General features: G+C 46.2%; 5 protein-coding genes. All 5 read right to left on the minus strand.

Features of this window, described 5'->3' with window-relative positions; translation table 11 throughout:
• A partial coding sequence (locus IH598_02820; GenBank protein MBE0637431.1) for a BLUF domain-containing protein occupies positions 1-735 on the minus strand: 735 nt, incomplete at its 3' end.
• A gap of 274 nt (positions 736-1,009) precedes the next feature.
• Entirely contained in the window at positions 1,010-2,857 is a 1,848-nt protein-coding gene (locus IH598_02825) for a hypothetical protein (GenBank protein MBE0637432.1), read from the minus strand.
• Positions 2,858-3,279: 422 nt separating this feature from the next.
• Positions 3,280-6,720: a T9SS type A sorting domain-containing protein gene (locus IH598_02830; GenBank protein MBE0637433.1), complete on the minus strand. Its 3,441-nt coding sequence runs from the start codon at positions 6,718-6,720 to the stop codon at positions 3,280-3,282.
• Positions 6,721-6,832: 112 nt separating this feature from the next.
• Positions 6,833-10,960, minus strand: a complete 4,128-nt coding sequence (locus tag IH598_02835) for a T9SS type A sorting domain-containing protein (GenBank protein MBE0637434.1) — start codon at positions 10,958-10,960, stop codon at positions 6,833-6,835.
• A 102-nt stretch (positions 10,961-11,062) separates the two neighbouring features.
• Positions 11,063-13,567, minus strand: a complete 2,505-nt coding sequence (locus IH598_02840; protein MBE0637435.1) for a PKD domain-containing protein — start codon at positions 13,565-13,567, stop codon at positions 11,063-11,065.
• Positions 13,568-14,800: the final 1,233 nt, after the last annotated feature.

The following is a 14,800-nucleotide window of genomic DNA, read 5'->3' on the forward strand; positions in this document are numbered from 1 at the left end:
AATGCCACAATAGAGCAGGCGCAGCACACTATCGGAAGGCGCCGCTTGCCGCAAGCGCTCAAGTTCTTCCAATATCTCCAGGCTGGCCTGAACAGCCACATCTGCCTGATCCGGCTCAAAATAGGCCAACACACTGTCGCCAATGAATTTGGTAACCTCGCCCCCTTGCCGGCTAAGTACCTGCGTACAAATCTCAAAATATTGATTTACCAGTTTGCTGAGATCCTCCACCGGCAACTTTTCACTCATTAATGAAAAAGAGAAGATATCGCTCAACAGAACAATCTTCTCTACTTTCCGGGGCTGAACATGTAAGGGATTGAGCCCTGCATTGATCATACGAAGCACGGCTGATTGGGTGTATTTTTCGATAACCCCGTGGGATTCCACCAGGCTGTTGAGCAAAATCCGAACCGGGCGGATGAGCGCATTCGCGGAATGATCCAGATTGATGGTAGTCATTGACCATTCAGGAAAATGCCGATCTTCAATATCCGGCTCGGTTTTAAGACAAACAATATCAGTATGCCGCGGGTCAGCCAAAATTTTCTCATACAACTCAGCCAGGGTTTCATCCTCCCCTTCGATGATCTGGAAGAAAAGCTCCCCAAAATAAATCAGGACGCCCGTAATATTTTTCTGTTGGTTATTTCGACCGGAAATAGCCCCGATTTCCTCCAACTCGGCATCCGGCAAAGGAGCGGCCAGGCGGCTCATATAGGTTATCCGTTTCATGGCAAATAATCTGTTGTTTGATTTGTGGCGGACAAACACAAGGTCAAAACTGCAAAGGAAAAATGCAACTGCTTCGCTAAACGATTGCCTGGTCTCAAATCATCGTTTTTAATTAGCCCTCTGTTCTCATTTTCACTCTTCATCTTTCTCCTGATTATGGTCTTCGCTTTTATGCTGATTTTTTTTGGGTCAAAGATAGTTTTTAATCGAAATTCAACGCGGCCGGTAGTTTTATCTCTGAATCGGAGGTAACAGGTTTTAATTCAAATCATTTTCATTTTGCACACTCAGGAAAAGTGATCAAAGTTTCTTCGTTCATCAACACAAAATAGGCGCTGCCAGGCTGTAGGTTTGTCAGGGTAAAAATTTCATAATCGGGCCAGTAAAGTTCATTGCCGGCAATTTGTTTGACCATCACGAGTCCTGAACCTGCAAAGAGTTCCTCAATTTCCACCGGGCACTCCGAAAGCACCGGAATCAGGTTCCAGCCCGGTTGAAGCGTGAGGGTTTTGTCAATAGCCGAAAAGCCGGAAAAATGCAACTGACCCGGGTTGGTTGTTTTGATAAAATATCCCTTCTTGTAATCCCAGTTTCCTATTGAGTTCTGGCCGGTTGCAGGATAATAGACGCCGTTTTGAGTCTGCAAAATGATCAGGTCGTTGCCCAGTTGTGTGAAAAGGGTATCGAGATTGTTATACACCGGGTTGATGTTACTTGAAATCCCCGACCAGTTGGCTGAAAGCTGAATGGTTTGGCTGGCGCAAACAATCCCTGAGTCGGGAATGGAGAGTTCGGACAGATAGCCCGAAATATTTGAGCCGTCGGGGTTATCGGCGCTACGGACGGCGTAGTAATACCATTTCTCTGATTCAATATTTACATCATCAAAAGTATTGCCCTGGAACCAACCTGGGGAAAGAGGCAATGAATTGGATAAATCCGGGCTTTCCGACCTATAAACCTTGTAATAGTGATTTTCATTCGCCTGCCAGGACAAAGTTATTTTCTCTCCCGAACACTTCGAAGCTGCAAAATTCGCAGGCGCATCCAGCAGGTAGCTGAAACCATAATCGGAGAGGATGATTTCGTCCTGTATTGTTGGGTTTTGAGCGGTCAGCCACAGGTTGATCCTGAGGTTTTCTTTTCCCGGTTCCGGCAGATAATTCCCGGTATAAACCCACTTCTTGATTAATGATGAGTCGGGATTGAGGCTGACAAAAACCACTGAATCCCTGTACCAACTGAAGGAGTGAATTGTGCCGAAATTGGTTCCGGCATTGTAGCGCAGCAGGTTCCCGGCCGGCTCCCAGGGCTGTATCACAAACTGGGCATTGGTGGGGTCACCGGCATTGCCCCAACGGGAAAACTCAAAGTCAATCTCGCGGTAGTAGCTGTTTGGGTTTTGCGACAATGGGCTGACATCGTCCCAGGTAAAAAAACCAAAAACGGTTTTCGGATCAAGTACATTGGGATTGCTGTTGTATACAAAATGGTATTTTCCGTAACCCAACGCAGTGTCGGCAATGATTTCGGAGCTGTAATACGCCCCATTTTGTTTGGTGATTTTCAGATGCAACTGGTTGTTGGCATCAATCCAGACATTTTGGGCGCCGGCAGAAAATAAATTGTTACCCGGACCAACCGGATTGTTATCAAAAGTTTCTTTTACCACCCAGTTATACCTGCTGTCTGGCCAGGTGATCCGGCGGCTGCCGTGCGGTCGGGCGACAACATCATAAGGCAAACCGAACAGGAAACCCGGAAGATTTCCACCGCCGACAAAGGGCGGATTGGGGGTGCCATTTTGCCAGAGACAAACAAAAAAACGTGTGCAATAGTGATCGTTTCCACCCGAGATAAACTGTATGGAAAACGTCCCATCTGGGTTTACCGGTGTCAACGGGTTTGCTGTCGAAGGCTTTGGCCCCCACCAGCCGCCGGCCTCCTGGACAAATACATAACAAACAATAAAGTAATTACCGGGATTGGTCACATCTGTTTTACCATGAAGCAGCCCTTGTTGACTAAATTCAGGAAATGAGCTAATTTCGATAGTTTGTGCGGATAAAATCGGCTGAAAGGCAATCACCAAAAGTATCGCTGTGATAAAATTTCTTGTCATTCATTTAAACTTAAACGGTTTGATCTTTTTAAAAATCAGGCTCTTGACAATAATGAGTACCTGAAAATGAGGTATAAAACCACACCACAATAGGCACAATAGGGCACATTAGTATCCCTTTTGTAATTAGTCTCTGCCAGAAAACTATTAAAGTTGAAAATCATTTTTTACCCCAACCCTCCCGAAGTCTCGGGATAAACTCCGGGAGCAATGATTTTCAACGATTTACTCCCTTTTCCCGAAGGGATCCCTATGGGAAGGGCGGGGTAAATAAATCGTTGAAAATCAAATTTATGGAGTTTTCTGGCAGATACTAATTATTTTCTATTGTGTCTAATGTATTGATTAATAAACAGAAACAAAAAAAATGGAGCATGCACCTGGCAGGCGCACACTCCATCACTTATTCAAAAATCCAATGATTATTCAATCACAATCTTCTTCACAAGCGTATTTACTGCGTTCGAGAGGCGGACGAAGTAAATCCCTTTAGCCTGATCGGTAAGATTGATCGTTGCGGTTCCGTTCATTTTAGCTGAATACACCTGTTGTCCCTGAATGTTGGTAACCATCACGTCATAGTTGCCTTCGATATCGGTTGCCAGGGTAAAGACTCCTGTTCCCGGGTTTGGATAAACGGCAAATGAAGCGGTTTGAACTTCATTAATTCCGGTTGCACCCATCTTGAATCCGGTAATGACAGAAAGGCCGTTTTCGGCAAAGGTTCCATCACAGTTGGCAAGGCTTTGATCAAATATGGGAGTAACAGCCATTTCAGTTCCATTTCTGAAAATCCTGAACGACATCTGCTCATTTTGCATCAGACCATCTTTTGCTTCGGTTGTGATGTCATTGCCATAAACCACCAGGGGCAATACTTGTCCTTCGCCTTTGTATTGAGCCAAACCGACACAGGTTCCGAAAGCATCAAATACGCCGACAAAATCACCGGAAAGAAGTTGTGTAGCATTTACCGAAATGATGTGCTGCATGCCGGTTGATCTGGCGTCATTCCAGGTAGTTATGTTGATCGTTTTAGACAATGTTGGATGAACTGCCGATTTTGGCGGCACAGTTCCGAAGTCGAGTGTAGCAGGTTGGGCAAATTTTGTCAGGTAAGCAAAACCAGGATAAAGCGTTTCGAGTGCGGACGGAACTCCGGGAACAATACCGCCATAAGGCCAGTAAATCAGAGCGTTGGTGATGTCGAACATAAAGTCAACAGCAGCGCCGAGCGGCACAACCACGTCGTTGACGCTGGCAGGTCCTTCGCTCAGAACAGGCACAAAATGGGTTCCTGGTTCAAAGCTAACCGTTCTGTCGGTAAGTTCAGCGCCGGTAAATTCAAAATTAACACCTGAGGAGAATTTCACTTTGTATCCTTTATAGGTATCCCATTCGCCAATGGTGTTGATGTTTTGTGATGGCCAGAAAATCCCGGTGTTTGAAAGCAGGATAACCATATCATCGATGATTGGTGCAAAGAGATCTTCCAAAGCTACTCTTTCTTCAGGGATTACATTGCTCGAAATGCCATGCCAGCCTGCGGTGTAGTCGGGGCAGATGTCGCAACTGTTCCAGCAAACAGCCGTCAGAACAACATCAGCATCAACCGTCAGCACGCGGTTGGTGTAAGGGCCAGTTGTCATCGTACATGGTTCGCCGGGCATAAATTCTTCCTGAATGGCCCAGTTGTCCATGGTAAATTTATATTCATACATGCCATCCATCAACGAGAGGGTGGTTTCATAAACTCCGTCCATATCCGGGTCGGTCATTTGGTTGCAGTCGCCGCACCATCCATTAAAGTTTCCACTGACATAAACATTTGAATAATTTCCGCTGAAATAAGCCAAATCAACCCTGAAGGTGACATTTTTTGGTTGGGGTTCTTCGCCGCAGGCATAGCAACTGTTCCAGCAAACCAATGGCAGAGCGGTGCTCCCGGTCACTGTGAGGGCTCTGTTGTGGTATCCACCTGATGTAATCACACAAGGCTCACCTCCCTGAAACTCTTCCTGAACGTTCCAGTTGTCAAGGGTAAATTTATATTCATAATTTCCATTTTCCAATAAAAGCTCGGCTTCATAAACATCATCCATATCAGGGTCAAGCAGTTGATTGGCATCGCCCGACCAGCCGTTGAAGGAGCCACTGACATAAACATTGGTGAACTCTCCGGCATATTCCGACATGTCGACCCGGAAGGTGATTGCAGCAGGACCGGCAGGCTCACAAACTGCTTCAAACGGCACGGTGATGTCGCCCTGACTTAACATCCAGTTCCCTTCAAAAGAAACTTTGCTCCATAAGACGTTCAGTGTAACATCGGAGGGAGGAGTACCTACCCATGACAATGTCCGGCTGATTTTTCCCGGAACAGAAGTATTTTCGCCCGAAACAGCGGCGCCGCTTCCACCGGTTACGATTAACAAATCTACCGGATCGGCATTTGCAGATGAAACCTCTACAAGCATAGATGAAGCATCCAGATTTGTAATGGTCAAAAAGACTGCCGATGGCAATTCTGCTGTAATTCCAAAATGATAAACCAATGTTTCGCAATAAGCGGATGTTGGAACGGGTCCGGCCACGGTGAAATTGACTGCATAGGTCTGCATAGTTTCTTCATCCTCAGCAGTAACAACTACTTCGGTAGTGCCGGGTAATGCTGCTGCGGGATTCACAACATGACTTGCAGCAGGATTGGTGGTTGTTGCGGTGACTACAGGTACTTCGGTTGTACCGAATGGCAACTCAACATCGTAGCTGAAAATATTCGGGGCAAATCCCGGAACGGTAGTTCCATCCACCTGGAGATCGCTGAGGGTAGCATCTGCCAGCGTGTTGGACGGATTTTTCCAGAAATACCAGTTGTCGAAAAATACGGTTCCGTTTCCATCTACCTTAAATTGGAAAACGTCGGCAAGGTTCACCGGTGGGACGAAATGGGTCAATGGGATATCCACACTTACCCATGTTTCAGCTGTAATTGGAAGTGTATAGAAAGTTTCAGCGCCCGGGCTGATCACGAAAAATCTCAACAGCGTTGAATTTGGCGTCCAAAAGTCCACATGGATATACTCATAACCCGAAACATCCTGATTGGATCCGAATTGAGTTCCCTGGTAGTTGAGATTCATGTAACGTAAAGTATTATTTCCTGCTGCAACATAATCAACTGTCACTTGTGTGACCTGCGACCAGTTAGGATTGAAGTTGGTCCCGGGCAGATTGGCATAAGCATCAGAATAAATCGAAAGTACATTTTCCTGAGCGTGAGGCGGGATTAGAGGAGCAGTTGTTGGCTCGGGCGGAGGAGGGGCAAGAAAACCGTCAGGTACCTGGATATTGTCAAAGTAGATAATACGGTCGCCCGGACGAGCTGTAAAATCAAAATCGGGAATTATTACAATGAGGCTGTAAGTGCTTCCGATTTTTCCAGAGAAGTCGAACGTAATTTCTTCCCATTGATTAATCAGCGTGTTGGGCACCTGTATCTCGATGGCGCCGCTTAACCCTTCGAACTTCATCCCAACGTTGCTGATGTTGGGTTTGTAAACCATGATCTTGACAATGGAGTTGGTTGCGTCAAAAGTGAACTCTCCATCGCCACTGGTCAAGCACAATGCCCAGGGATTTCCAAATTGACGTACTGTAAATTTAGCTGCCGTAGCGCTTGTGTTGAGGCCTGAGTTATCCGGATTAGCAGTAAACTCAAGTGGTGGATTGTCGGCATTCTCTCCCACATTCCACGTCCAGTCTGCACCGGTACCACCCGGTTCAAAGTCAATGGTGTGCGTGCTTTGCGCAAACGTGTGAAGCGCAAATAGCATCATTAATGCAAGTAATACATTTTTCATAAGCTTTAAATTTTAATTGATTGAAAATAAATTGATTAAACTAAATTACCTGTAAATTTATCAAAAGTAAACTTTCTCTCTGAATTGATTTAATAAAATTGACGCCGGCGTTCTATTGTTTCACTAATTTGCCTGTTCTGATCGTAAATTCGTCTTCGACCCTAATGAAATAAACTCCTTTGCCCAACATACTGACATCCAGTTTTTCACCAGTGGCAATATTGTTTTTGGTTAAAACCAGTTTTCCCCACAAATCGTAAATTGAAATCTGAGCTACATCATTGATATTACTGAAATACAATTCATTGGTAACCGGGTTTGGATAAAATGATAATGGCGATGCCGATGGATTTTCAACACCCACCGCCGTGCAATTCGATCCGACTACGTATTGGATGTAAGTTGTTACAGACATTCCACCCTGGTAGGCAAACTTACAGGCATAGCTGATGGTTTCGCCTATTGTCTGGCCGCTGATCGTTGCTACGAAAAGTCTTCCGCTTACATGGGTCATTGGGATTTCGGTGAATGGATTTTGTTTCCACAAGTAAGCCACAACGCCGATTTTGTTATCAAACAATTCAAAATGGATGACCACATTGGTTCCGACGGTTTCGTAAGTCCATTTGTAGCCGTCGGTGAATGTGCCCTGCGATGCTGCGGTGGAAGTTCCCGAACAAAGCATCAGCGGATCAACGGTGATGTTCACCGGTTGTGAGGTACTTTCTGCCCCTTCGTTATCGGTGGCTTTAGCTACAAGTACATAATCGCCTTCATAGGGGAACCACTGATAAGTGTATGGTGCAGAAGTTATCGTGCTGATCAGCACATCATTGGCAAAGAACTCAACTTTCTGAACTGTTCCGTCAAAATCGCTGGCCATAGCGGTGATGGTAACAGGTTTTCCTTCGGTAAAAACTGCGTTATTCGCAGGAGAAATCAACGCTACAGTTGGTGGAGTATTCTCGAATGGCGTTACCATGACAAGAACGTCATCAAAATCGGTGCGTAAATCGGGGTTCGCAACCTGAAGCCTGAAACTGTAAACGCCCTCCACAAGCCCATTGATTGTTGGATTTACTGCAGTTGGATCTGAAAAAATTACAACAGATGGGCCATAATTCTGCGACCATTCAAAAGTGAGTGGATTTCCGCCCGACTCGGTACTTGCAGAGCCATCGAGCGTTGCTGAATTTAATGGGAGAACGACCTTAAAATCATCCCCGGCATGGGCAATCGGATAGGTAAAATTAAGGTCTCCTGTTCGGGTAAAGGTCATTTTTCCAAAATTAAACTCTCCATTTGAAAACGCAACCCGAAGCAGGTGTTCGCCTGGTGTAAACGGAATTCCGGTAACTGTTTTGGTAGCCCAGATATCCCATCCCGATGTTGATGTAACGGCGATCGGACCGGTAATGGCCTGGCCATCCAACTCGAGGTGAAATGGACCGCCACCCGCCGAATTGTTGGAGGCATAGCGGAATGCGAGTGAATAAAGACCCGATTGGGCAACGTTCACGGTGTATTCAAGCCATTCTCCGGATATAATATATTCTACAGTTGCCCCTTCATTGGGATCTAAAAAAGCATCCACAGATTCGTCGGTTCTGTAATCGCCCTCATTGTTGGCTGTTGCATCGAAGTAAGCAATATTCTGTCCTTTCCCGCCAATGTAAAAATCGTAGTTCCCGGGCTGGATGACGCCTGGAATGGTTGAAGCGGTTCCGCCATAAGGGTATTGATCGCCAACCTGTACTTTTACCATATTGGTGATGTTGAACCGGTCTCCATCATATATTTTAGCATAAAAGCTATGAATCCCAAATTGTAGATTGGTGGCGTTAAAGTTGAAGGGTGGCGAGGTAATAATTCCGATAGAATTGGCGCCATCCATAAATTCAACTTTTGTTGGTGTACCACCCGAAACTGTTAAATTCAGTTCAACCGATCCACCAATATAAGCCTGCTGAAAAGGAGTAGCAATGACCCCGGTGAGGGCGCAATCGAGACTGGTCACCATTTTTCTTGCCGGGACTGCCAGTTGGTATCCGTCGGAAAAAGTCACAGTGATGGGCGATCCTGAATAATTGTTGGCCACGTAGTTTGTGTTTCCATCCAGGTGAAATGCAGCAGCGATGGGGTAATCAGCAGTTATTCCGGCATTTACTTTCCCTAAAGCATTCATGGCATGCACCCAGTGATAGGTCTGGGCATCGGAAACGCCGAATTTTAATTGTCGATCGGGATACGAATTGTACATTTCAATGGCCTGAGAAGGGTCAATGAAAGCCAGGAATTTCCACCACTCGTCGTGCCAGAGGTTTGGATTGGGTTCGTTATTCAGGATGCCGGTGTTGGCTGCCACTTCGCTCCACAGCTCCAGGGCATAAGCAGCATTCAGCCCAAGGTAAAGCGAGCCACCCTGAATTGGATAAATTTCGATACCGTAAGAAGCGGCAATATCCCCGGTCCAAAAAGTCTGGTTGTCGTAAGCATTCCCCCAAAGACGGGAGATTAGGGCATATTGCTGAGTTGGGGGGAAGTTTCGGTGATTCATGTCCATGTAGTATTCTTCAATGCCGGTGTATTCGGTGGTGTAAATATAAATTCCCAGGTCGCGTATGGCGTCATCCCCAATTGCAGCACCCCAGTTGATCAGCGCTGAAGCGAAGACCATCGCTTCGGAACTTGACTCCTGGTTATTCCCCTGCGGGTAAATGGCAAAACCATCGGCCCAACTGTGGCCGGTATAAGGATTAAAGTTTCGCAGGTAAGGAAACATCGGATCGTTTCGGTCAGCCGCAGCTGCATCGCGAACAAGCAAATTCACCATACCGCCCCAGCCCTCAGCCCAACCCGGCTCGTATTGTTCTACAAAAGCGCAGGCCTGGATAAAATAACCCCAGTGGAAATGGTGATCATTCAACCCGCCGTCCTGTCCGTGCCCCGCCGGATAGCCAATCATTGCCGACCAGGTGGAATTGTAGTAAAACAAAAAAGCCACTTCACCCGGCTCTGCCTTGAACCAGTCCTCCAAACGTGTTTTGATGGTATTCAGCATTTTGTTTCGCGATTCGAGATTTCCCATCAAATCGGCAATGCGGGCTGTTTGCAGAAGTTGGTTAAAAATCTGGCCTTCGTTGTAAGAGTCAGTCCAGGTGGCCATTACCGAATTTTCGAGACTTTCAACTTTCTCGGTTAATTCAAGGGGAGAGAATCCTTCGCTGTAAAAATCAACATAAGGCATAGTGGGGAGGACACCATTAAATGTATTTTCCACACTGAAACTGTTGCCGGCCATAGTTTTCATTTCACCACGAATTACCGCATAACTGTATCGGTCAGGAACCGGCGAGTCGGCAGCCAGGTTAGCCCACTGGTGCGGCAAGAGTCCGAGCAGCATGTTGGTGTTGGCGCCCTCTTTTATGTCGGTCTCAACCTCAAAATCGGTTCGCATCACCGAAGTGCTTTCATTGTAACTGTAATTGGCTGTGGTATTTACCGGAAACACATAAGCGTATTGCTTGTATTCATTGGCCACTGCAGCAACGTTAGAGGCAGTGAGCGGAATAAAAGCGAGCGACCAGTAATTTTTACCGTTCAGGTCTGAAGTGTAAACGTTACCCGTTTGTGTCCATGTACTGCCGGTGGGAGCGTAAATGGCGAAATCGGCGCCGTTGCGCGCATCCACCACGAGGATCATTTCATTGGAAACGGTCACTGTACCCTGATTCACTGTTACCCGGGCCACGTCGCTCTGATTTTTGGTAAAATACAAAAATGGCATTCCAACTCCTGCAGTAGCCTGGAAACGACGCGTTCCATCGTTCCAGTCAAACGTTACCGTCCAGTCGGAATAATCAGAAACCTTGGTAGTGGTGGCTGACAAACCTGAAACGCCCACAATCACCGGCTGAATGTCGTCAATCGGGCCAAAGGGAATGTAGGTTACCAAAAGCCCCTGCGGGGTCGTTTTCATAGTAAAAGGATAATTAAAAAGATTGGAGGCCTGGCCGGTCTTTGCCACTGCCGACCACCAGTCGTTGGTTGGAACGGGTTTACCCACAGCATTTCCGCTCAGGTGCGGAGTGCCTGAAGGATAAGTGTTCCTGCCAGCCGGATCCACGCCGGGGAAAACGGTAGTATAGCTACCGTTCCCGACCTGGACAAATTGTCCAAACCCTTGCTGCACCAATGCAATAAGCAGAATGCTCAGGATAATTATTATTGTTTTTTTCATTGTTAAATCCTTTCTGTGTTTTGCATTGCTGCAGGTTAAAGGTTTGTTAGTTCAAATTAAATTATTTATCTAAAAAATATTAAATATCAATTGGTTCCAATATTAAGGAGCACAAACCGGGAATGTAAGCGTGAAACCGGCAGTTGAATAAATATAATATGCTTTGCCGGGGACAAGTTGCCCGAGAGTTGTGATTCCGTTTTCAGGCCATGCAAGATTGTATCCGGCGATCTCCTTGATCATGATGATCTCACTGTGGGCATCAGTTAAATCCTGCACCGAAACTTCGCAGGCGCTCAATACCGGCAGATAAGACCAGCCCGATGGAACACTTATGGTAGAACCAGCCATTTCTGCGCCTGAGAAAGTAATCTGTGCAGGAGCGTTCATTTTGACAGCATATCCATTTTGCGGTTCCCAATTGATTAGGGTGTTGGTTCCGATTTCGGGATAATAGAAGCCATTCTGGCCAACAAGGATAATTAATTCATCCTCAAATGGCGCCAGTAAATCTTCCAACGCGGGATTGGCAGGGATCACATAACTTGAAATACCACTCCAGCCGGCATTGAGCTGAATAGCCTGCTCAACCGGAACATCCAGCAAATTGATGTCATCAAAATAAAACAAGCCGGGTTCCAGGTGACCTTCGCCCCCAAATTGAACCACAACCTGGTCGTAATTCACGCTATCGGCTACAAAGCTGAAGTCGAAAACAAGGGTCAGCCATTGATCAAAATCATTCACTTCATGATAAAATACTGACTGTGTAGTGTAGGCTAATGCTCCAAGTAGGCTGTTTTGCAATTTAAGCTCAATTTTTGGTAAAAGAGCGCCGGTATAATTGTTGGATGAAGGAAAATATACTTTCATCTCAAACTTGTTCCGCTCCGTCAGATCCATCCTGTGTTCGAGGATAAACTGCGCATTAGTGTATTGAAAAGTGCCTGATCTGTCGTATTCAGCCACATTGTTACCGGCATTAACAGGATCAGCAACCACAACCAACGGCATCAGACCCGGATCCTGGAAAAACCATTCGCTGATGGTAGCATAGCCGTCGTCTTCGAAATTATCCTGAACGTCAAGCGCAAGTAAAGGCTTGTAGAGGGCAATGCCGGTTGGAGGCGGCCCCATCAGTTCATCGAAGAAAAAGGTGTTGTTGGTATTGCTGCCAAAATCGAAGAAGACGATGATACGATCGTACAGATCAGACTCAGCACCGGCAAAGTCGAAAATCAGTTGCTGCCATACATCAGGCGTTGTAACTGAAGCGGTACGTTCCTGGAAAAGGGCAGGATTTGTAGAGTTCTCCAGTTTGAGCAACACCTCGCAGGCCACCGGTGCATGAACTTTCAGCAGGAAGATGCTGGAATTGCTGAAATTCACCGTTGCATCGAGCAAAGTATAAATATTGGCAAAGGCCTCGCCCGATCTCTCCCATGAGCCAACAGTCGGGCTGGTGTTGATCCCTGAAATATCTGGGTTTGCAACTGCTGCCGGGTCATTCGGCCAGCCTGAAAATTCAACATTTACGTTGTCATCAAAATCGATGTATATATAATCGGGCAGCACCAGTTCAGAAACGCTGATGTAATGGTATTTAGTGATTTGATCCGACAGGAAAGTTGTCTGGGCTTTTAGGTAAACGGTGTAATTGCCTGGTGATTCGTAGGTGTATGTAGGATTTTTCAATTGTGAGTCAATAACACCATCACCATTAAAATCCCATCTCCATCCGGTTGGCGAACCTGTTGAGAGATCGGTAAACTGCACAGTCAAGGGTGAATATCCGGAGAGAGGTTCGGCAGAAAAGTTAGCTTCAATACCTGTGATGGGACCCAAAAGTCTGAAATCATCAAAATAAAACTGTGCCGGTATGTTGTGGCCTTCGCCGCCAAGTTGAATCACGATCTGGTCATAATCCTCAATATCTTTGGCTTCAATGAAATTAAAGGTAAGCGTCACCCACTGGTCAAAAAGAGTCACCGGTTGAATAATCTCAGTCTGGGTTGTCCAGGCATTTGCACCAAGTAAGCTGTTCTGCAATTTAATGGCTGCCGTTGGAGTCAGATCACCCTGGTAATTATTCGAGGAAGGGAAATATACTTTCATCGAAAACTTGCGGCGGGCAGTAAGATCCATTCGATGGTCGAGTTCGACTTTGGCATTTGTGTATAGGAAATTTCCTGAACGGTTATAATCAGCCACATTGTTTGAAGCATTTACCGGATCCTGGGTTATGGTCAGATCGGTTGGAGTGTCTGCATCCTGGAATTTCCAGCCAGAAACAGTTGCATAGCCATCGTTTTCAAAATTATCCTGAACATCCAGTGCCAGGTAAGGCTTAGGCTCTACAATCTCACAAACTGCTGCAAAAGGAACAGTGATATTTGCCTGGTTCAATTGCCAGTTGCCACCAAAAGATACCTTGCTCCACAACACATTTAAGATCACATCCTCAGGAGGAGTTCCTGCCCAGGTCAGCGTCCTGCTAATTTTTCCAGGTACAGAAAAATTCTCCTCTGAAATAGTAGCACCACTGCCACCTTCAACAATTAGCAGATCAACGGGATCATCATTTGCAGATTCTATTTCCACAATCATTGATGCAACGCCTGTATTGGCTATGGTGAGATAAATGGCAGAAGCCAGTTCGGCGGGATTGCCAAAGTGCCACACTTCGGTTTCGCAATAGTCTGACAAAGGAACGGCGCCAGCCACAGTGAAGGCAATGGAGTAAGTTTTATTCACACTTCCATTGGCTGATGTTACCACAACATCAGTTGTTCCGGGCAATGCTGCCGCATTGTTCACCACATGGCTGGCCAATGGGTCGGTTGTTGTAGCTGTAACCTCAGGGACTTCAGTTGTTCCTTCGGGCAACACAACCGAATAGTTTAGAACAGCAGGTGAAAACCCTTCGACGGTCTCCCCATCTACCTGAAGATCACTTAACGTGGCATCGAATCCCGGTCCGGCGGGACTTTTCCAGAAATACCAGTTATCAAACCATACATCACCATTCCCCACTACTTTAAATTGAAATATTTCTGAAAGGTTAACAGGCGGACTGAATGATTCTAAAGGAATGTCAATACTAACCCAGGTTTCGGGGGTGATATCCAGAACAAATCCTTCTTCCATTGGGCCTGGGCTGATCAGAAAGAATTCGAGGCTGGTGGAGTTGGAAGTCCAGAAATCAAGGTGGAAATTTTCATATTCAGAAACATCCAGACTTACCAATTCCGTTCCCTGGAAATCCAAACCCTGATATCTTAATGTATTGTTTCCTGCAATGGAGTAATCAAGGGTAACAATGGTTTGCTGCCCCCAGAAGGGATTGAAATTGGTTCCCGGCTGATCATCGTATGCATCGCTGTAGATCGAAATCACGTCTTCTGCAGCATGGGTCGGTATGGGCGGAGCTGTTGAGGGCTCAGGACTCATGACGGTGAAGTGGACATTGTACGTCAGCGTTGTTGTTTCATCTTGTGAAGTAACAACCAACGAAGTTGTTCCGGGAAGGGCCGGAGCGGGGTTAATCACAAGGGCTGCTGCAGGATTGGTTGTAGTTGCAGTAACTTCAGGTACGATAGTGGTTCCATAGGGCAAAGCCACATTGTAGTTCAACACGGTAGGAGCAAAGCCAGGCACAGTGACATCATCCACCTTCAGGTCGCTCAATGTAGCATCTGAGGCAAATCCTGTCGGGTTTTTCCAGAAATACCAATTGTCAAAATAGACCGTACCGTTTCCAACAACTTTAAATTGAAAGACATTGGCAAGATTCACCGGTGGGGTGAAAAAACTCAACGGAATGTCCACACTCACCCAGTT

The organism is Bacteroidales bacterium (assembly GCA_014860585.1).
In the GTDB taxonomy this organism is placed as follows: domain Bacteria; phylum Bacteroidota; class Bacteroidia; order Bacteroidales; family 4484-276; genus RZYY01.